General features: G+C 42.2%; 21 protein-coding genes. 1 reads left to right on the top strand and 20 read right to left on the bottom strand.

Annotated features, from left to right (window positions below; genetic code table 11):
• Window positions 1-100: 100 nt before the first annotated feature.
• From BUA83_RS03400 to BUA83_RS03340, 13 genes are all read right to left on the bottom strand, one after another.
• Entirely contained in the window at window positions 101-589 is a 489-nt protein-coding gene (locus BUA83_RS03400) for an acyl-CoA thioesterase (RefSeq protein ID WP_072934799.1), read from the bottom strand.
• Window positions 590-663: 74 nt separating this feature from the next.
• Window positions 664-1,005: a hypothetical protein gene (locus BUA83_RS03395; RefSeq protein WP_072935063.1), complete on the bottom strand. Its 342-nt coding sequence runs from the start codon at window positions 1,003-1,005 to the stop codon at window positions 664-666.
• Between the two features lie 13 nt (window positions 1,006-1,018).
• Window positions 1,019-1,564 carry a ferritin family protein gene (locus BUA83_RS03390; protein WP_072934798.1) on the bottom strand — a complete coding sequence of 182 codons (546 nt, stop codon included), beginning with the start codon at window positions 1,562-1,564 and terminating at the stop codon, window positions 1,019-1,021.
• Window positions 1,565-1,810: 246 nt separating this feature from the next.
• Entirely contained in the window at window positions 1,811-2,902 is a 1,092-nt protein-coding gene (locus BUA83_RS03385) for a HAMP domain-containing sensor histidine kinase (protein WP_072934797.1), read from the bottom strand.
• Window positions 2,899-3,582: a response regulator transcription factor gene (locus BUA83_RS03380; RefSeq protein ID WP_072934796.1), complete on the bottom strand. Its 684-nt coding sequence runs from the start codon at window positions 3,580-3,582 to the stop codon at window positions 2,899-2,901. The genes BUA83_RS03385 and BUA83_RS03380 overlap by 4 nt, the downstream gene beginning before the upstream one ends.
• A gap of 235 nt (window positions 3,583-3,817) precedes the next feature.
• Window positions 3,818-4,276 (bottom strand): low molecular weight protein-tyrosine-phosphatase, encoded by a 459-nt coding sequence (locus BUA83_RS03375; RefSeq protein WP_072934795.1) that lies wholly within the window; start codon window positions 4,274-4,276, stop codon window positions 3,818-3,820.
• Window positions 4,277-4,433: 157 nt separating this feature from the next.
• On the bottom strand, window positions 4,434-5,627 hold the full coding sequence (locus BUA83_RS03370) for a site-specific integrase (RefSeq protein ID WP_072935062.1): 1,194 nt from the start codon (window positions 5,625-5,627) through the stop codon (window positions 4,434-4,436).
• A gap of 70 nt (window positions 5,628-5,697) precedes the next feature.
• Entirely contained in the window at window positions 5,698-5,898 is a 201-nt protein-coding gene (locus tag BUA83_RS03365; protein WP_072934794.1) for an excisionase, read from the bottom strand.
• A gap of 89 nt (window positions 5,899-5,987) precedes the next feature.
• Window positions 5,988-7,691, bottom strand: coding sequence for a hypothetical protein (locus tag BUA83_RS03360; protein ID WP_072934793.1), 1,704 nt, complete (start codon window positions 7,689-7,691; stop codon window positions 5,988-5,990).
• 62 nt (window positions 7,692-7,753) lie between these two features.
• Complete coding sequence (locus BUA83_RS03355; RefSeq protein ID WP_072934792.1) at window positions 7,754-8,314, bottom strand: hypothetical protein; 561 nt, start codon at window positions 8,312-8,314, stop codon at window positions 7,754-7,756.
• A gap of 147 nt (window positions 8,315-8,461) precedes the next feature.
• Window positions 8,462-11,515: a type I restriction endonuclease subunit R gene (locus BUA83_RS03350; protein ID WP_072934791.1), complete on the bottom strand. Its 3,054-nt coding sequence runs from the start codon at window positions 11,513-11,515 to the stop codon at window positions 8,462-8,464.
• The gene (locus BUA83_RS03345; RefSeq protein WP_072934790.1) at window positions 11,516-12,895 is read right to left on the bottom strand and encodes a restriction endonuclease subunit S domain-containing protein; all 1,380 of its coding nucleotides are present in this window, start codon (window positions 12,893-12,895) and stop codon (window positions 11,516-11,518) included.
• A complete protein-coding gene (locus tag BUA83_RS03340) occupies window positions 12,895-14,682 on the bottom strand; it encodes a type I restriction-modification system subunit M (RefSeq protein WP_072934789.1) in 1,788 nt (595 codons plus the stop codon). The genes BUA83_RS03345 and BUA83_RS03340 overlap by 1 nt, the downstream gene beginning before the upstream one ends.
• A gap of 581 nt (window positions 14,683-15,263) precedes the next feature.
• Here BUA83_RS03340 and BUA83_RS03335 point away from each other — a divergent pair.
• Complete coding sequence (locus BUA83_RS03335; RefSeq protein WP_144340494.1) at window positions 15,264-15,773, top strand: hypothetical protein; 510 nt, start codon at window positions 15,264-15,266, stop codon at window positions 15,771-15,773.
• 193 nt (window positions 15,774-15,966) lie between these two features.
• Here the strand turns inward: BUA83_RS03335 and BUA83_RS03330 are convergent, their stop codons facing one another.
• From BUA83_RS03330 to BUA83_RS03300, 7 genes are all read right to left on the bottom strand, one after another.
• Window positions 15,967-16,572 carry an ERF family protein gene (locus BUA83_RS03330; protein ID WP_072934787.1) on the bottom strand — a complete coding sequence of 202 codons (606 nt, stop codon included), beginning with the start codon at window positions 16,570-16,572 and terminating at the stop codon, window positions 15,967-15,969.
• Between the two features lie 80 nt (window positions 16,573-16,652).
• Window positions 16,653-17,597: a nucleotidyl transferase AbiEii/AbiGii toxin family protein gene (locus BUA83_RS03325; protein ID WP_072934786.1), complete on the bottom strand. Its 945-nt coding sequence runs from the start codon at window positions 17,595-17,597 to the stop codon at window positions 16,653-16,655.
• A complete protein-coding gene (locus tag BUA83_RS03320) occupies window positions 17,584-18,279 on the bottom strand; it encodes a DUF6088 family protein (protein ID WP_072934785.1) in 696 nt (231 codons plus the stop codon). Before BUA83_RS03320 ends, BUA83_RS03325 begins: the two co-directional genes overlap by 14 nt.
• A gap of 231 nt (window positions 18,280-18,510) precedes the next feature.
• Window positions 18,511-18,975 carry a siphovirus Gp157 family protein gene (locus tag BUA83_RS03315; RefSeq protein ID WP_072934784.1) on the bottom strand — a complete coding sequence of 155 codons (465 nt, stop codon included), beginning with the start codon at window positions 18,973-18,975 and terminating at the stop codon, window positions 18,511-18,513.
• Window positions 18,976-19,077: 102 nt separating this feature from the next.
• The gene (locus BUA83_RS03310) at window positions 19,078-19,845 is read right to left on the bottom strand and encodes a DUF1281 family ferredoxin-like fold protein (RefSeq protein ID WP_072934783.1); all 768 of its coding nucleotides are present in this window, start codon (window positions 19,843-19,845) and stop codon (window positions 19,078-19,080) included.
• 12 nt (window positions 19,846-19,857) lie between these two features.
• Window positions 19,858-20,175 carry a hypothetical protein gene (locus BUA83_RS03305; protein WP_144340493.1) on the bottom strand — a complete coding sequence of 106 codons (318 nt, stop codon included), beginning with the start codon at window positions 20,173-20,175 and terminating at the stop codon, window positions 19,858-19,860.
• Window positions 20,176-20,200: 25 nt separating this feature from the next.
• A complete protein-coding gene (locus tag BUA83_RS03300; protein WP_072934781.1) occupies window positions 20,201-21,310 on the bottom strand; it encodes a DUF932 domain-containing protein in 1,110 nt (369 codons plus the stop codon).
• Window positions 21,311-21,396 lie beyond the last annotated feature (86 nt).

Here is a 21,396-nt window from a genome sequence, read left to right as displayed (position 1 = left end):
CTATGAGCTTCTGACAAATCACTAGCTTACACAAAAAAGGTCGGCCGGAAATCCGGTCGACCTTTTTTTGCGGCCTGAAGCATCGGCCGTTCAATACAAATTAAATGCAGTCATCTTGTTTTTGCTTCGTCTGCTCACGTTTTTTCTTGCGGTCATGATAAAGCTCATGACGCTTTTTAGCCTCCTCGAAAGCTGCTTTTTCTTCCTCTGTTTCCAGCTTCAGCGGAGGTACTGCCATCGGACGTCCATTGCGGTCCAAAGCTACCATAGTGAAATAAGCAGACAGAGCATGCTGAGGCCCCTGCTCTGCTTCCAAAACCTCAACCTCCACATTGACAGCCACTTCCATCGAAGTACGTCCCACATATATGACCTCTGCCGTGCACGTAACCAAATCACCTATCAATATGGGCGTGTGAAATTCCAATTCATCAACTCTGGCAGTAACCACATTTGAACGACAGAATTTACGTGCTGCGGCATAAGCGGTGGAGTCCATCATTTTCATTAATTCGCCGCCATGAACGTTTCCACTGGGATTCGTTTGACTCGGCATCATAACTTCGCTTAAATAAATTTTTGTAGACATAACTTTCTCCTATACTCTCCAAGCATTCAAAGCATCGGATAAAGAGCCTCACACCGGTGGAATCTCCACTTTATTCAGCGCTTTATTTCCAGATATTCTGCGGCCAAACCAACACTGAAGTGGAGAATCCATTCAGGACGTTCCGTAATCGGAGTCCAAAAGCCGTATGCCTTGCCCTGCGGGCCTTCATAGGCCACATGCACGGACTTGTTTTCATCAATTGCCTTGTTGCACAGGCAGCCCTTATGGTCTTCGGGTTTTCCGATAGATGAACACTTAATCCCTGCGGTCAGGCCCATCTCTGTCGCTTTTTTGTTCACGGCAATAATCTCTCTGCTTCGCTGTGTAATAGTCACAGGCTCCGGAAAATTATCCCACATTATATGAAATGCATTTATTACTTCCTGATCAGTCATTTTCGAAATCACCTCAGTCCTTCAGACTAAACACCTTTTTCGGCTGTCCGCAGAGCGGGCAAACGAAGTCCTCAGGCTCGGCGTCGAGATCTCCGACGTATTCATATCCGCAGACCGCGCATACATAAATCTTTTTACCCGCTGCTTCAAACAGTCCCGGGCAGTGCTTTTCCAAAATTTTAGCCAGCATCACGCCATGATGGCCTTCCTGCCTTGCAAAAATCTCCATTTCATCGGCAGCTTCACCAAATCCGGCTTCCCTGAACTTATCAGCCATGGCCTTGACCTTCTTTTCACCGCTGGTTTCAGCACTCATAACTCCACGCACCAGCTGCCAGAAATCCTTCGGCAGCATGCCGTTGACTGTAGCGTAAAAGCCTGCGTGTACTGCTTCCTGATTAGCTGCCTGTACGAACTGTGCCGCAACATCATCCAGCCCCTGCTCCTTTGCAAGACGGGCCAGCGTGTAGTACATCATCGTACCCTTTGCTTCACCAAGGGCCATCATTTCTGCCATCTTTTCTAATGGTGTTCCTTTTGTAATACCGTGTAAACTCATGTAAATCGCTCCTTTTCCACAACATATTTTCACAGAACATAATATAACTCGGCAAAAGATGTCCCACACTTCTGTAAGTGGGGGCTGGGACAAATAACAGGCGGTGAGCATATCTCCCGCCTCGCGCGACGCGCAGCTAGTGCCATTGGCAAAATGCCACAGAGGAAAGTTTGCCTTTGGCAAACTTTGATTGAAGGCATTATAAAAGTCTTTTATGACCTTTATGTGACCAAATAAACATAATTTTTACTGAATACGCAAACAGCATGTCGTATGACGGTTCAGTGGAAGAGCCACCGCCATTTCCGTCCCTTTGCCCGGTTCACTGCTGCAGCCAATCTGTCCTCCCAAAAGCTCTAAAATTCGTTTGACAATGGACAGGCCAAGTCCATGTCCCTTTTCCTTATGGGATTCATCACACTGATAAAACCGCTCAAATATACGCTCCTGTTTATCCTTCGGGATTCCAATTCCTTCGTCGTGTATTCTGACACACACCGAATCAGGAAATATCTGCCCTGAAATGTGGATTGCTTTCCCATCATCGGAATACTTCACTGCATTATCTATCAGATTCAGCCAAACCTGTTTTGTCATATCAGGGTCGCCTTCAATCTGCATATGCGGCAAATCAATGTCAAATGAAATATTTTTGGGTTCCCATCTGTCTGCCAGAAGAATGACACACTGCCGTATCTGCTCATCAACATCAATAGGCTCATGCCTCATAACTATCGCCTGTGCATCCAGCTTTGACAGCCGCAGCAGATTATCCGCCAAGCGCGACAGGCGGAGTGCCTCATCATGCACAAGAACCGTATATTCCCTGCGCTCAGAGTCAGACAGCCCATCCTCCAGCAAAATCTCCGAAAAACCTACTATTGACGACAAAGGCGTCCTGAACTCGTGAGAAACACTCCCGGTAAAGCCCTTTTGCATATGGTCAATGCTTTGAAGCTCCTTCGCCATCTGATTAAAATGGTCAATAAGTATACGGCTCTCCTCAAGACTGATTAATCCTTCAGACTTTGGAATACGTACACTGAAATCCCCCTCTGCGACATGCCCTGCTGCTTCCATAAGAGCCCTTGCCGGACGGATATAAACGCCTGCCTCCCACGCCAAAAGCGCAGCAGCAAAAACCAGCGTCATAACACTGCAAACCGCAAGCGCCGGCAGAAGTTCAAGCTCCGCCTGAAAAAAATGGTTGATACAAAACACCAAAAGGCTTGATACAAAACAGCAAATTCCCAATGTTGCCAGCGTTGACAGACTGTGATAAAGCCGCAAAGGAATAACAAGCTGCCTTTTCCCGTCTTTTACTCTCCAGAGCTTCATGAATCAATCTCCTTAAATACCGCCTTGTACCCCAATCCCCGCACCGTCTCAATTGAAAAATCCGGATTGTCTGCGAAGCGGTGCCGAAGCTTCTTTATATGCGCATCCACATTTCTGCTGTCCGTATCCTTATCCATCCCCCAGATTTCATCCAAAAGCTCCTGCCGTGTAAAAATAATTCCCGGTCTGTTAAGCAGCTTGAACAGAAGATAAAACTCTTTTGGAGGCAGACTCTCCGAATGACCTCCGGTACTCACGGTAAGCGAAGCATAATCCAGAACAGTACCCTTAATCTGAAGCTGCTTCTCACTCATCAGCTTCGCCCGTCTCAGGAGTGCCTCAACACGCAGCAGAAGCTCCCGAAGCTGGATAGGCTTTACCATGTAATCATCCGTTCCTGCACGGAAGCCCTTCTCCATATCCTCCATCTGTCCCTTTGCCGTAATCATTAAAATCGGCAAGGTCATCTTTGCGCCTCTTAATGCAGATGCCAGTTCAAGACCGTCCATCTTTGGCATCATTACATCACTGATTACCAAATCAATGTGCTCACGGTCCATAATATCCAACGCTTCCAGCCCGTCAAAGGCAGGAAAAACATGATACTGCGCCTGCTGCAGCTTAGTGCAAATCATACGGTTAAGATTTTTGTCGTCCTCGACAACCAATATATCAAACATACGCCGCCCCCTAATATAAAATCATATATTTGATTCAATTCTGCTGCCATTATGTGACTTCAGTATGACTTTTTACGCCCCACAGCATTATTTTATTCACAGTTCTACAGCCATCACTAAAAATCCTTCCAAAGCGCCACATAAACACCACTTATTAGCATAAAAATTACATAAAAATACCCGTCAGTGTGAGCAGCGAAATTTCTTTCCGGATCATACCAACGGGTTTTCTGATTTACTTTTCGTTTTTAATTTTTTCAAGCAGTGCCCTGCACCCCCGCAGAACATCATCATATGTTTTTGCAAAATTACCTGTATACCACGGGTCGGCAACATCACGGTTTTCTCCGCAGTATTCCATCAGGCGGTGCACCTTATGTTCTTTATCAGCGCCAATAATATATGGAATATCCTCCATATTCTCCGTATCCATGGCAACAATATAATCCCAATCCTCATACTCGTCACGGGTAAGCTGCCGCGCTCTGCGGGGTTCGAAGGGTATATCGTGCTTCCTCAGTTCTTCCTTTGTCCCCCGGTGAACATCATGCCCGATTTCCTCAGTAGTAGTCGCAGCCGAAGCGATAACAAACTCATTCTCCAGCCCTTCACGACGCACGAGCTCCTTCATAACGGACTCGCACATAGGCGAACGGCAAATATTGCCGTGGCAAATAAATATGATTTTCACCATCAGTCGTATCTCCTCAAAAACCTTGATATATCAATGGTTCTAGCCATTTTTATTTTTTGGGAATTTGGCACAAATCTGCAAAAACCCGCATAAATAAGTTGTAAAAAGTTGTAAAAAAGTTGTAAAAGTGTTCTAAAATTGTTCGGTTTACAACTTTTTATAATTCCATCTTTTTAAGCTCTTGTTCCGCCAAATCAACGCTGGTGTGGGTATACGTATTTAACGTGACGCCGATATCAGAATGTCCCATCAAAAATTGGACCGTTTTGGGGCTTATTCCCGAGTGTACCATTTTGCTGCAGTAGGTGTGACGACATACATGCGGCGTTATTTTAGGAAGCTGGACCTTATATATGGAATTGTACTTTGAACAAATGTGCTGAAAATACTTCTCCCAATGCAAGGCCACCATAGGCATGTCATTTTTATCCAAAAACAGAAACCCGATCTTACCTTCAATCATCGGTTCCACTTTTGGCTTCTTCCGATTCGCAATTATCCGCTTAAACGCCTCGCATACACTGTCATTAATTGGAATAATTCTGTTCCCCGCCTCTGTTTTAGGCTTTTCAATAATATACTCCATTTTCCCGGTTCTTTGTAGCTGATGGTCTACAGTCAAACGTTTGGCCTTCAAATCAATATCATTGATTGTAAGCCCTACAAACTCCGAAATTCTGAGCCCAGTATTCAACAAGATGTATATCCCATCATAGTACCGTGAGAAATGCTTATCATTCGCCACAAACTCAAGAAATCTACGTTCCTGTTCCCGAGTTATAGCCTGACGGATTATACTATCATTCATAACTACAGTGGCAAGCTCGAATTGGAATGGGTTCTTATTCAGCATATCATCTTCTACCGCCATCTGGAAGGCAGGTCTAATGACACCGCGGATTGCATGAATCGAACTATAACCCCTTCCATCCTTTTTCTGCAGCTTTATAAGCCAGCGCCTCGCATCGGACATTTTTACGCGGCCAATCGGCATGTTTCCAAAGGGCTCCTTCTTGAGGATGTTGACAACGAACGTGTAGTTTGCTTGCGTGCTGTGTCTCACACCCGTTTTTTGCTGAAGATACAACTGAACCAGCTGTAGTACAGTAAGCTTGCTGTCGTAGCCAAGAATCCCATCTTCAACGTTACGAACTATTGTTCTTTCCATTTCCCTCAGAGACAATTCATTTTTCTTGCCCGCAGGCGGTACATCATAGGGTTCAAGCTTCCAACTGTAAATAAAATGAGTCTCGCCTTTTGCATCCTGATACTTGAAGTAGTACCTGCCGTCACGTCTTTGCCCTTCCCCCCTTTTCAGTACTCGGTTCCTGTCATCTTTTCTCTTTGCCATTATCATCTGCTCCTCATGTATAAGAAAGAGCTTCAGCACCGTTATTATACCACGCTGAAGCTCTGTTTTTTTAAAGTGAATATAACCGATCAAGATATTGTTCCATTTTCTTTCTCTTAACCAGTCTTTTCACTCCGACCATCAGCATCAAATCAGCACCTTCCGGTGATTCAAGCAAGCAAATAAGACGCTTTATCCCCACATTGAAGTAAGCTGCTGCTTCCTCAACTGTCATACAGTATTTGGCTTCCGGCGCTATTTCTGTTTTCATCGCATTCACCTCCTGAAGACAATTCTAAGATAAAACGATTTTAATTGCCCTAAGCCACTTTTTCACCCCAAAATAAAAAGCACATCCGATTATCGGATGTGCTCATCTGTATTCTTACTGAAATCTAGTAAATCATGTATTATTGTCTCATAATCAACATCTTTGTCGTCTTTCTTTGTGATAGAGGGAACGAGTTGAAGCAGCGCATGAAATAGACTTTGCGTAGCATCCATTCGTTTTAAAAAAAGAGAACAGTCCAGCCCCTTAATCGTCATGTACATGACCGCAGAAAGCCACGTTTCAATGATAACATTCTTCATATACAATTCATCCGGCACGGGTTTGTTCTCAGCTCTAAGATCCCACTCCTCCTGCAGCAACTTCATGGCACTATCAACCTTAACCGGCTTTGTGGGATTTGTCTTTATATAACCGTTAGAGGAGGTCGGAATAGAAACACGGCAAACCTTCAATCGAACATACAGGTGTAACAAATCTATCAAATCAATAACAGATATATATTCTTCATCCATTTTATGATTGATTAATTGGAATAAGTGTAAAAAACCTATCATATGCTCTCTATGTCTCTTACAGAAAGCTGCTCCTTTACCACTTTCAAAATCATCTATACAAACAATCGGTATGATACCATTCCATGCTTTCTCAACAAATTGCTCTACACATTTATACGGAATATAAGGATACTCTTCCATATCCACACTTTCCCAATAAGAACGATCCATACGATTCGCCTTATAATGTGAGGATAAATCAAGGATTTTATCAAGAACATCACAATTTTTTTCCAGATGCTTCTGCATTTCTTGTATATAGTCAGAAGTTTGAAGATTTCGGAAGAAGGCATAGGCATAATACATCACCGCATCGGAATCATCGTTGATATCCATGTTAATAGGAATGACGTACTTATCCTTTTTCCCTGTTTCTTTAATAGATATGACGTCAATATCTTTACACCGTTTAATTATTTTATCGTATAAGTCACCACACCGTTTTTTATCAAGCGTTTTTACGGTGGTACGCCCTTCAACCGGATAATTCATATCAGAATCAAGCTTCATCAACTGCTCTATCAAAGAAAAAGCAAGACTGCGCATCTGCGATGCAAATTGTTCAACCTCCATCGCAGCAAAAAGCCTTCCCCACGAATTAGAACCGGATATTCTGTAAATAAGTTCACTGTGAATGTGTTCAATGATTTTACGATAGCTCCCCGCAGCTATGCTATCAAATCTAAAAATCGACGGTTTTGCAAAATTACCCAATATGTTATTTTCCTCTTTTTCATCGTACCTTAAATTACCGTTCGGATAACAGTACGAAAAGAGAATATCATATAGCTTACGATGTTCTATCAGAATATTGCTCGGATTACGAGCCAGCTTCCAATTATTATGGCGTTCTTCTGCAGTGGTATAACTAATACCAAAAAAATACGGTAACAATTTAGTTAATCGTTTATCAATATTCACCACAGCATCTGAACTGGTATAGTGATTATATTGAGGCCCAACTACTGGTCGTACAGGGAAAAGTATATTACTCTTTTCCATGCAATTTTTGTATGCACCCAGTATTTGCATCCAAAAAAAGTCGTCCAAGTTCTCCGGTGCGTGAAACAACGAACATTCATGCAGCGCAAACAAAGCATTTAAGGTTTTTCTCACATGATTTAACAGTTCATCTTCATTATGAGTATCACTACAAAAGTCATAAACCTGTTCCAATATGTCATAATCAGTTATATTTCCAATTCTGTAATTATACATTCAACACCTCAACTACTGGAAGATTTGCGTATTTTTCACAATCTAAACCTATAGAGTCCGCGTCAATCCCACCTCGCAATCAACTCTGCATTCAAAAGCCGATTTTTACAGTTGGGGCATCTCAGCTTTTCAATATCCCTATTGTCGAGGAGCTTAACTTTACCTCGGCACCTTTTACACTGCGGCAGAGATATAATTATTGGTGTTCCGTCCTCCTTTACCATATGGAGTTCCTCTAAACTTCTTCCACATCGATGAGGAAACAGCTTGTAAACATCATAATCCTCGAAGGAACTAATATAGCTTACATCTTCTCCCGGTACTCCAACAGACCATTTACCTTCAGTACACTCTTTCTTCTTGTTCTTTTTGGGAAGATACATTGTATAGTCATGAACCGAACTATAGTTACCGCATTTTTCACACTGAGCAAGTGTAAGCGCAGGATTAATAACCCCTTCCGGATGTTCAGCCAGAAACTTTTTCAATGTAGCTCCTAATTTTCCTTCTTTTGCTGCTTCCATTGTTTCTAGATAATACTGAGGATAGAAATACCCAATGCCTAAATTTACACAAACCTCATAGCCACAATTCGGACAATGCAGACGATATTGTTCTCCCATTTAATATCCTCCTATGTCGCAATACACACTTCATAACCATGAATATAAAACAAAAGGAAAGGAAAAGTATAGACCAGGATACCGATTTGTATTACCAAATAAGTATTACAGGCATATTTCCTTTGGACGCAACGAACAAATTTCAGCTCACAACTGCGGCTGGCTCAACTCGCTGAACAGGGCCGAAGCCAGTGCATTCATTATCACATGATACTTCTCCGAATCCCTGAAAAGCTGAGTGTATGTCTCCTGACTCTCAGCATACGCCTGCTGTGCCGTATCGTTGAAGATATTCGGGAAAACATTGTTGGTAAACATCTGCCTGCCATCATTTTTCGCAGCCTTCTGCAGTTTCTTATTGTTCTTGAGCTTCTCATGTAGAGCTGTAATAACCACCCTGTCACCTTCGGTGAACTCACCGACGTACTGCTCATTAATCCTTGCGATAACCTCCTCAAGAGGACTTAACGTTTCCTCCTGCTTCACAGGTTTTTTCGGTTTAGGCGGGTCAAACTCACCCTTTTGTTCCTTCACAAGCTCAATAGCACCTTCAAAAGTCTTCTTCAAACTGTAATACTCAAGCCTTACCCTGTTGCCCAAATCAAACGGCACTTCAGGATCAGCAGGCAAAACCTTTGCGAGATACGAACAGAAAACATACTCCTTGTGAAGCTCCTTATCAAACATACGGACAATCTGCGTTATGTATGAATACCACTTCACAAAGGTACGGCACATCTTGCGTACCTGATATCGCTGTTCCTGATTAAGCTCGTTATACTTACGCTGAATAGGCAAAAGCGTATTTGTAATGGCTGCCTGCGTCTTATTATTCTTCCGGGCATTTTCATCAAAATAAATCTTGCAGACATTCTCAATATCCGTATCATCATAAATCTTAAACTCACGAAGCTGTTTCTGCACCTTGTAAATCGTATCGACATTTATTTCCTGCGCAAGAGAAGTCTCCTGATAATACGGCTGGAACGCCTTCAAAATATCCTCTTCCGTATTAACGAAATCAAGAATATATGTATCTTCCTTGTCGGGGTGAATACGGTTAAGCCTTGAGAGAGTCTGTACTGCCTTAACTCCACGCAGCTTCTTATCAACAATCATTGTATGAAGCAGTGGCTCATCAAACCCCGTCTGATACTTCTCAGCAACTATGAGAATATTGCCCTCATCATGGAATACCTGCTTAGTCTGTGCTTCCGAAACATGTGCTCCATCAGAATCCACATTCAGGCTGCTTTCTGTATATTCCATACCCGACGGGTCTTCAGGATCTTTTATACTACCCGAAAATGCTGCCAATATCTCTATATCATCATAATGCCTTGTCCTGAGATACCGCTTGATTTCATGGAAATAACGGACAGCAGCAAGGCGTGAAGACGTAACCATCATCATCTTTCCCTTGCCGTTTATCTTCTGCTTAGTCACATCACGGAACGTCTCTACTATAAGTGCCGTCTTCTGCTGAATATTATACGGATGAAGCTCACTGAACTTCCGAATCATTTTAAGTGCCTTGGACTGCGGAACATCAGGATTATCCTCCACATTCCTTGCAATCTGATAGCACGTTCTGTAGGTAGTATAATTCTGCAGAACATCGAGAATAAATCCTTCCTCTATCGCCTGTCTCATAGAGTAGACATGGAAAGGATGGAAAGAACCGTCCTCATACTCCGTACCGAACTGCTCCAGGGTTTTCTCCTTCGGCGTAGCCGTAAAAGCAAAGAAGGACAGATTCTTATGCTTTCCGTGAGAAATCATTTCCTTAACGATTCTGTCCTGCTCATCCAGCAGTTCTTCCTCTGCTTTCCCCTCAAGCTCCGCATACTCCTTCAGCGCATCCGAAGTATCGGCAAGAGCCACCTTCATCTTCATAGCCGAAGTACCTGTCTGCGAAGAATGAGCCTCATCCACAATAACAGCGAAACACTTGCCTGATGAGTCCTTGACCTCTTCATAGATTACAGGGAATTTCTGCAGAGTCGTAACAACAATACGCTTACCCTCGTTTATGGCATTCTTCAAATCTTTGGAAGTCTTCTTCTCCCCGATTGTCTCAACACTTCCAAAGGTATGGTCAAACCCTGTGATTGTTTCCTGCAGCTGTGCGTCCAGATTGCGTCTGTCAGTAACGATAATAACAGAAGTAAACACAGGCTCATTCTTTGCGTTGTGCAGAGAAGCCAGCCGATATGCTGTCCACGCTATAGAGTTAGACTTTCCCGAACCTGCGGAATGCTGAATAAGATAATTGCGTCCCGGGCCATACTCACGGGCATCAGCAACCAGTCTGCGAACCACATCAAGCTGATGAAATCTTGGGAAAATCATCTTTTTCTTCGTAACAGTAGATGTCTTTCCGTTCTTCTTGACCTTTTCCGTGGTGACTTCATAATTTATGAACTTCTGAATTATGTCCAGCATACTGTCCTTCTGCAGAACCTTTTTCCATACATAGGCTGTAACATAATCATTATCAGCAGTCTGCGGATTTCCTGCACCGCCGTCTTTTCCTGCACCATTGCTGCCCTGATTAAATGGCAGGAAGAACGTATTATCCCATTCCAGCTTTGTAGTCATTGCTGCCTCGTAAAGATCAACAGCAAAAAAGGCAAGAACACGATGATTCAGACGAAAAGCAGGCTCACGCGGGTCACGGTCATACATCCACTGTGTCTTGGCGTTGTCTACGCTCTGCCCCGTAAGCTGATTTTTCAGTTCAATGGCCACGACAGGAATACCATTAACAGCCAGCATCATATCCACACTGTTATTATTATCTGCCGAATAATGCCACTGGCGTATGCACTGGCAGATATTCTTGTTGTACTTCTTTACAGCAGACTCATTCAGTGTAGACTCCGGCTTAAAATAGCAGACCTTAAAATCCATACCGCGATGCCTGAAACCATGCCTCAACACAGAAAGCAGTCCGTCAGCCAGAACTGCGTCCTCAAAGCACTTGTAGAATTTCCGATTAACATCCGAATTGCACTGCTTCTCAAACCGCTGCCATACAAGAGGCTGAGTGCTTTTTACGAACTTAACCAAAGTCTCAATATCCAGCGCCATATCTATAGACGCACGATACCCCGAATCATCCGCCTTCGTATATCCGCCAAAAGGAGAAATAAGGTATTCCTCTATTTTTGATTCAAACTGCTTTTCATCCTCTGCCACTTACTCCACCACCTTCCGCTTGCCGGTAACTACCTCGTAAATCAGGGATTTTTTGTAGGCTTCTAGGTCTTCGATTAAAGCCATTTTCGTCTCAATCAGTTGATCAAAAACAGGTAATTTATCATCTAAGTAGCTAACAATATCATCTTCAATACTTCTATCATGAGGCAGTAATATTTTTATTGATTTTGTTTCTTCGATAGACAACTCTGGTCGTGTAGTCTTTTGCAGTGCAATATCCCAAAATTGTCTGTAGCCAACTTGAGAGCTGAGTACATAAAATACATATTTAGGATTATGTTCTTTAGAAAGCGTTATTTTCCCTACATGAGAAGTTGTATTAGCAACTGGAATATTATCTGGCATAATTGCAGTCTTACCTATAGTGGCACCAGTCTTTGCAAACAAAATATCATTAGGTCTTAACGTACTGTTTTGAATTTGTTTATTATCTTCCTCAGAGATATATACAACATTTTCCAAATTCAGAGCAGTTCCCCAACCTAAATTTTGTACTCGAATAAACGGTATTCCACTATCAAGATATTGATCTGTCTTTATAGAACCATGATCACCATCGCCAATTGCATACGGATGATTTTTATCAAGGATACGCGTTATTTTTACCAAATTCCAGTTAGCAGGAATATTATCAATCCATTCAACACCGCTATCCTTCATCTCAACATTCTTATCTAATCCCTTAGTAACAGCCTCATAGATAACAGCCTGTTTCAGTTCCTTGTATTCCTCAATACTGGCTTTAGCTTCAGCAATGAGAGCATCTATCTTCCCACAACGGTCATCAAGATAAGAAATAATAGGTCTAATAGCATTTTTTTCCGGCATAATCAATGTAACATCATTTAACATTCTCTGAGTCACACTAAATACCTTTATTCCACTCGCACGAACCCGAAGTTGCTCTCTCCATGCATCACTTTTAAATAGATAAGCAAAATACTTGGAATAATCAATATTTTTCAGCCTTGCTATAATGGTGTGATATCCAGCATAGGTTTCCGTATCACTGTCCATATATACTGCATTTCCTAACCCATCATAATCCTCAGATGTATCGGCAAAAACAATATCACCCATATTAAGCAACGATTTATCATTAATTGCTATATTGTCTGGAGATATGTATCTTAAAAACTCAGGGTTTAGCGTAGTACCAGTGTTATTTTTTGCATGAATCTGTCCATAACTAATGACAGCAACCCCTTCATCTACTAAATCTGCCTTAGTAATGTTTAATCCTTTATTATAAACAAATTGATTTTTCATGCGTTCTATATTCCATGAAGCTGGGATTTTCCCTATCCACTCAATCCCGCTATCCTTCATTTCCTGTTCATCGCGCATTATAGCCTTCATTATGCTTCCTCCCCGAACAGTTCATGGAGTTTAGCCATCAAGCTCTTTTCGTGTTCCTCGATACGTTTGGCAATTACATCAGCCGGCTCTATCTGCTTATATTCATAGAAGGTGCGGGTAAACGGAATCTCATAGCCCACCTTGGTCTTTTTCTTGTCAATCCACGCATCAGGATTATAAGGCAATACCTCTCGCTTGAAATAGGCATCAATATCCTCATCAAGAGGCACGTTCTCCGTATCACGTTTCTTGGTATCTGCCACAGGCTTTTTACTCTTGAGGACTTTATTGCCTTCCTCGTCCAGCTCAGGGGACTCAACAGTTATCTTGTTATAGCCCAGTGTTACAGCGTCCAATACCTTACTCTTTACGATGATTTCATTGCCGTTTTCGTCCACATCCCTGAATGTGCCATCCACGTAGTCACCATAGATTTTCACAATCAAATCACGGCAGGCAGTGGTGATGTCTACACGTTTATTACCGATATTTTTCCTGCGGCTGGTATAGCAGTTGCTTGCATCAATAAGCTGCACTTTTCCTATGCGTTTTTCTTCTTTATCTCTCGTAATAACCCATACATAGGTGGCGATACCCGTGTTGTAGAAGGTATCATTCGGGAGCTGCACGATAGCATCCAGCCAGTCATTTTCGATGAGGTAACGGCGTATTTCAGACTGTCCGCTTCCTGCGTCTCCTGTGAAAAGTGATGAACCGTTCTGTATTATTGCCATTCTGCCTGTTTCTTTGAGCTTTGCTACACCGTTCAGCATGAAAAGCATCTGTCCGTCAGATTTGGAAGGAAGCCCCGGTGCGAACCGTCCTGCAGCACCTTTCTTGTGCTCGGCTTCAACTTCTTTTTCTTCTCTTTTCCAAGGAATACCAAAGGGCGGATTTGAAATAACGTAGTCAAAGTGATAGTCGGTAAATTTATCGTCGGAGAGCGTGTCTCCGAACTGCATGTTGTTCGGATCACCGCCACGGATAAGCATGTCAGCCTTTGCGATACCAAATGTAAATGGATTGAACTCCTGTCCGAATACATCAATATCCGCATCGGCATCAAGGGCTTTAAGCCGTTCCTCCATACAGGTGAGCATCTGACTTGTGCCCATTGTCATATCATATACAGTCTTGGATATGCCTTCATCCTCAAAGGCATTATTATCCCCTGCCACCAGCAAATCACACATGAGGTATATGACATCACGGCTGGTGAAGTGTGCTCCTGCTTCTTCGTTGTATGACTCAGAGAATCTCTGAACCAGGTTTTCAAAGATGTAGCCCATATCCACTGCTGCAATCTTTTCTGGCGAGAAATCTCCCTTTTCCGAGTTGAAATCCGAAACGACACGATAAAGAAGCCCGCCTTCAATCATTCGCTTTACCTGCGAAGAGAAGTCCATGCGGGCCAGTATGTCCTGAACGTTCTCAGAGAATCCATTGAGAAAATCCTCAAAATTTGCTTCTATGTTCTCCGGGTCTGCCGTCAGCAAATCAAAGGTAAACTTGCTTGTATTGTAAAACTGATAGCCTGCTGCTTTCTTAAGAAATCCGTCTTTTACAGCTAAATTCTTTACATCTTCGTAAGTCTTCAGCACCTTGTCATGGGTAGGAAGCAGACAGTCATGAAAACGCTTGATAACCGCCATAGGAAGCACCACAAGGCCGTATTCATGCGGCTTGAAAGCACCTACAAGGTCATCCGCAACAGACCAAACGAGAGCAGCCTTTTCCTGTATATTTTTGCCTACCTCTTGAATTTTCTCATTGCTGGATTCCATCATTCCATTACCCCTTATTTTTCAATTATTCAATTTATTTCTTTAGTAAATTATAATGCCAATATAAAAAAAAGGACAACATTAAGTTGTCCTTTTTATAGCTTTTTGATTTTTCCCGAAATGAAAAAGTTCACAGACTTTTTTAAATCAATTGTCTTTGTATTTAAGACTTTATTAAAGAATTCTTTTTTGCATGCAGGAATTTTTTAATTTTTGTAGAATAAATCCTTTGTAAATGTTAAGATTTCAAAGTTTTTTGGCAATCGTTCAAATTATAAATTTACCAATAACAAGCATGGGTCTGGGCAAGCCTTAAAAGTTTCATAAAAAACATGTAACGGGAGATGTTGTTATGAGTATGGTCAAATGGGAACCGATATGTATTTTTTGTGGCAAGAAATGTGGTGGCGGTATGAGTAGATCTGAAAGTGCTGGAGCTCCAACAGCAACCCCATCCGCAGGGTCTGGCAAGTGTCCTTCAAGTCCAGATGGACATCATAAACCTCGCTGGGAAAAAGCCTAATAAAATTTTTCTGTCGCCTAGATCCATGTTTTGTTTTTTAGTTTTGAGGGGGGTTATTATCGTGAACAAAACATCTATAAAAAACGTATTACTGGTGATAGTCGGATACCTTATTGTGTGCTGGCTTGCGGAATTCATAGTAGAAAAAATTGCTTGGTGGATTTTTAGTACAACACCTGCAAAATCCCCATTTATAATTGCGATTATAAATTCTTCGATAATAATTGGTGCGACAAATAATGAACTGGAAGACAAATCCGTTCTCTCAAGGCGTATTAGAGCGTTGATATATACTTGTTTATGGGGATTATTTCTTTTAGGAGACATTATGGATTTATTCGGCGGAAAACCGGCTAATCCAGGCATCTTAGACTTTATTGGTGCTATATTCACGCTTCTCTTTCCCCCAACACCTTCTGGTATCATAAGTGAGACATTGTGTTTCTTTGGCTGCTTATATCTTTTATTTAAAACCCCAGCAAAAAAGAGTGAGAACGAGCACGAGCACGAAACAGAGATTAATAGCGAGGATAATGATGTCCCTGACAATCCAGACAACAAAGACAAATAAGCACAACAAACAGCCCTACTCGTTTCAGAGTGGGGCTGTCCTGTTAAGCAGGATATAGGACTATATAAGATACCAAAATTCTCCATATCACTCATCATGGACACGATATGTCTATATACAAATCTTTTTACAAAATATGAGTTGTGTGTTATTAAAAATTAAACGCCGGGGAATATCCCCGGCGTTATTTTCTTCACACTGCCTGATGATTTTTCTGACAGTCCATGCAGAGAGCAGCACCAAACCGTTTTACTGAGAAATCAAATACCTTGTCAGAGATTGGCGTCCCGCAGTCCACACAAACTGTTGCATTATTCTGAGACACTCGCTTTCTTATAGGCTTTGGCTTCAAAGGTACCACAGACAGCTCCTCACCAGCCTGATCAGTATGAATATCTGCTTCCGGGTCATCACCCGTAGACACCGCAAGACTCAGCATATACGCATATTTTATAGCTGCTGTTTGTGCTTTCATCACTGCTTTATCCCCTGCGTCCTGCCCAGAACCAAGCCCCGTGATAGAGCAGCTTTCGCCAGAATCCACATCTGTAAGCTCTATCGTCATTTTTACTGTGGCTAAATGTTCCGTATTACCCTTTACTGTCGTAACGTCCTGCAGGCTCAAAAGCTCAGGACGTGCAGCGCTGGCGATACCATGTTTAGCTAACGAAGAGTTTACCCTATCCATTACATCAGCACTCGTGGCATATTTATACCCGTGAAAGCTATTGGTTCCAGCCTTCGCAATATGGCTGCATTCTTTCATTACCTCAATGAACTTCTTTGCCAGTTTTTGCATTTCAATCCCTCCAAAAATAAAGGCCTGCGGAACATCGCCGCAGGCCTTATTATTAAATAACTCAAATCATCAAGCTAGGTTTATTCACCGATTGAATCAAACAATCTATCCAATTCAGTAAACGTTTCCATCGCCTTATTAAAATCTTGTTTTTCATTGGTGTAAAGAAGTGATTCATGCAATACTTCGTAACTCTGCTTTGCCTTTTCATCAAAACGCTCTCTCCACGTACTGAATCCATAGGGTCCCAGAGGAGTATAATCCTCCGGCAGATTGCGTTTCTGCAGATAGAAGCTATCCGTCTCTTTAGTGAGCTTGAACAGACGCTTTAATTCATCTGTATTAGCAAGAAACGCTTGTATCTCAGTTAAATTGAAAAGTCTTGTCACATCATATACATGACGTATTTTTTCAGACAGAGTTCCGCAAAATGCATGTCGCTTAACAGACATAACCTTATCCAAAAATGTTCGCTCAATGGCAAGAGCATTAACCGTCACTTCAGTTAATCCAAAATTTTTAACTTCCTCATCCAACTGTTGTGATTCCAAGTATTCCTGAATATATGTCTTAACCTTCATCGGGCGATATGGCTCTGGACGAACCTTAGAACCGATTTCCAGTTTTATTCGACCATTAACACTATCGCTGTCATCAAACCAAACAAAGGCACTTTTATTTCTGTCATTCCGCTCTTCAACGATTTTTTCTAGACGAAAGCCTTCTGTCATTACCTTTTCAACCTGCTTCAAACGGCGATCGTACTGCTTATTCCCAAGTTCTTCCTGTGGAATGTAAGTTAAATCAATATCCTCAGAAAAACGCTCAATAGAGCCCGGATAACATTTGCTAAGAGATGTTCCACCCTTAAAAACACAATCTTCTGCAAAGGCACTGTCAGAGAGTTTCTTTAGCAGCATGACGATATAATAGTCCCGTCCGACTGCTACTGACGGTATTCCAATAAAGCTTGCAGCCAATTCCTTTAAATCTTTAAAATCTCTTTCATGCTTATGCAGATTCATAAAATTCCTCCATACGTGGGATAGCATAAACCGAGAGTGCGGAAAGATACTCATGCAACGTATGTTTCACCTTCCAAAACGTAAGGAACATTGCTAAGAAGGCTATGGTCGATTTCTTATACCTTCTCTTTTTCAGTACCGTCTTTACCGCTTCCTCCGAATAATTCTCAGCAAAACGCTTCATGTATTTAGCCATGCTTCTGCGGTTAATATCCTCTATCTTCGAGTAATTCTGCAAAAGCTCCAGAGTTGCAATAGCGTAGCGAATCGGCTCTGTAAAGCGCAGTTCAAGCCGATTAACCTTTACATTTTGAATCGTCTTTTTGTTGTCCTGTACGGCGTTGGAAAGAATCTCCACATTTTTGGATATCTGTGTGGTGATACCAAGCTGCTGATACAGTCGGTATCCGATAACCATTCCCTGTTTATTATCCGTATAGTGTTGGACAATCGTGGTTTCGCCCAAAGGTATCAATCCGAAGCGTGAACGGCGCGGACGATAATACAGACCTTTTGTCAAATGACAAAGCTTCTTCCGCTTTACCATACGTGTTAATGCCTGATAAAATGTTGCTTCAGAAATATCTTTTGGCATCTGCGCATAAATCTGATTTGCCGTTAGAATTTTATCCTCCGGCTGCTTTTCTATCCATTGCGCTATAGTTTGTGCCTGACTTTCCATCTCCGTTCACCTCCCAAATTACTTTCTGTCATCATTTTAGTAACAATATACCAATTATGTCAAGTAGAATTTATTTTTACTTTTCATATTTTAATCCCTCCAAAAAGTAAAAGCCTGCGGATAATTCCGCAGGCTCACCTCATGTCATTTCCTCTTTTTATCCATAACATCAATAATCGTACCGAGAATAATCGCTATATCCTTCAGTGTTCCCATGCTGCATCTCTCCGTTTACTTAATCTGTATATTATTCTTTTCGACCAAAGATATTCCATCAAATGTTTCGCCGTGAAGCAATGCATACTTCAAGCCCATCTTATCAATCTTATACGGAGTAGGAATCATAAAAGCATCCGGAATATTTGCATCGTCTGCAATATGTACCTGCTGTGATTTTCGCCAGCCAATCACAAACTCCTTTTCGCTGTATTTTTCGCCAGAAATATTCGCAGAAAGATACTGTGAAAGACGTTCTGCTTTATTCCTTGCAGTAACCTTCCTCTGACAGAAAATCTTTTCCTCTTCCTCACAGGCTTTTGCTTCTGCTCTCAAATTTTTAATAAGACAGGCGATATTGCGAATTTTTATCTTTCGGTCCATATTGAGCTTTTCAAGCCGTTCCTCATCAAGAATTTCTCCTGTCTCAAAATCGATACAGTCTAGTATTCCGTCATTGATTTCATAAAGCGTACCCATATTTTCCCCCTTCTTGAATCTCGTTTTTTCCTCCGAAAATATTCCTCATAAAATTTCTCATAAGGATCACTGATAATCCCTCTTAAAGCCTCATTGGTAAGCTCAGTAAGCGGCCCCATGTGTTTCACCCGCCATACCATGTAAGTAGTTACTTAAGTCGAAGGTTGAACTGTCTTCCCACTCATAAGACTCATCAATATCCGCATCCTCCGGGATATCACAATAATCTTCGTATACCTTTCCGCTTTTCGCATCTGTTAAAATGCGTTTACCTTCCTGCCTGTCGGTCATATTTCCACGCTCAATAATGAAACGGTCTGCAGGTTCACCCCCTTCATATATGACCTCAAGCTCAAATGTAATATCAGGGTTCTGGTAAGAAAGCTTTGTAATTACAGGAAGCGGTGCCGACCACGCTGTGTCAAATGTGTACATGACAGCATTATCACTCTCCCATGTAGGGCCGTCTGAGTCCAAGGCATTCCATTTTGTGCCCCAGTTATCACAGGCCCATGTATACCAGCTGACATATCCGAAACGCTTCCAAAGCTCATACCAGCGTTTTCCCGCTTTATAAGTCTCTTCTGCTGATTCTTCAGGGAACAACCTGGCAAGCTCACGAATATTCTTATCTCTCAGCAGAAACAAACCCTTCACCTCGGGTAACTGAATCTTTTCCCGTAAGCAATAAAACGCAAGTGCATGTTCTATTTCCATGGGAGAAAAAGTCCCCTCAAGTTCTTTGGGCATTGGAATAATCTTGTTGAAATCAAACGCATACGGTGGTTTTCCTTTTACTTTTTCGGTTACTGCCTGCAGCAAATCATGCTCCCCGATAAGCCGCAGCGTGTTTGATGCAAAATTGGGCATAATGCTTCCTCCTTATGCTACAGGCTTCTCTTTAATCTGTTCTGCAGCTTCATACTTCTCCAACTTTTGTTTCGCATTTACAACTTCAACGGGGAAATCAATAACCAAACCTCCGTACAATCGGTTTTCATTCTTCATGTTCACAGCAGCCTGAAATGCTACGTTATTCAGCCCTTCTGCCAGAATCTTTGTCTGTATTGGATTCAAAATGAGAGTAACACTCTCTGCCGACTTTTCCGTTTCAAGGCTCATTAAGATTGCTCCATCCGACTCGTATATTCGCCCGCGAAGTTCTTCGTAGGACAGGCAATTACAGTTATACGTTGACATCTTATACACTCCTTTTCTCCTGGCTTTACGCCAGCATTTTATATCTCGGCGTTACATTCTTTTCTCCATAATCCTCTGTTTTTGCGGATTTCAACGCCATAGGAATCGGTGCTGCTAAAAGTTCGCCACCTATGCGCTCAAGCTCTGTAGCTCTTTCATAGGAATCTGCCAATTTGCTTGCAGCTGTCACAGCATTAATCAGGCCATACCGGCTGTTATCTCCACCCATAAAGAGCTGTCTGAGTACATCACCGCGCTCGTTTTGGTTAAGGAGAAAACGGTCAGCCAATTCTTCAACTGCCTGTACCGGATTGTTTCCTATGGGCGTATGCATTGTCTGACGCAACTTGTCTACAGTCAGCTGAAACTTAGCCTCGTCAATAGCACATCTCACCGTGTCCTGTACCTTCATGAAGAAAGCCTTATCATCCTGCTCAAGAGTAGCGTCAGAGTAAAGCTCATAAGCCGAATCATCATCATTTGCGACCTGCTTACCAACGTGATACCTCTTCTGCGTGTAATCCTTAACAATCAAGCCATTCTTACAGACGAGCCTGTAAATGAGTGGTTCGACTTTGAGGCTGCCCAGTCCAACCTCGCTGTTAGAAATGACAAACCCTGCTTGGACAACATCACCCAAAGCCACCTCCGCTTTAAGCTTCTTGTTTACCACCTTCAGATACAAGTGACGATCCGTAACATCACAGCTCATTATCTCTGCATTCTTCATTTCCTGTATGACAGGAAGTACCGCAGAGCAAAGCTCCAAATTGTCCAGTCTGCGATAGCGGTCAGAAAGGAATGCACGGATATTACCGTCCAACACTCTTACCATTCTTCGTTCAAAGTTCTGATTGAACCAGCCGTTCACATTCTCGTCCAAAAGCTGCGGATACTCTGCCTGCATTTTCTGGTAGTAGCGATAAGGAATCTGCAGCCGATTAGCAATCTGCTGATGTGCAATCTCTCCCACAGTAAACTCATGCGTCGTATCGTCCATGAACAATCTCATCTTCGAAATTCCATTGTCTGACTCAAATTCCAATGATCGAGTATCAGAAATATAATCTTTCCTTGCCTTTCTCTGTCTTGTTAATTCCTGCCCAAGTTCCTCTAATGTTCGTCCCTGTTTCATGTTTTTTCCTCCCTCAAATTGTTTACAAGTAGCATAAAAAATGCCCGGATGTATCGTCCGGGCAATTAATGTCATATATACGATAT

This window comes from Schwartzia succinivorans DSM 10502, assembly GCF_900129225.1.
Lineage (GTDB): Bacteria > Bacillota > Negativicutes > Selenomonadales > Selenomonadaceae > Schwartzia > Schwartzia succinivorans.
The sequence above is the reverse complement of the archived record's forward strand: the minus strand, read 5'-3'. Positions and strand labels throughout refer to the sequence as shown.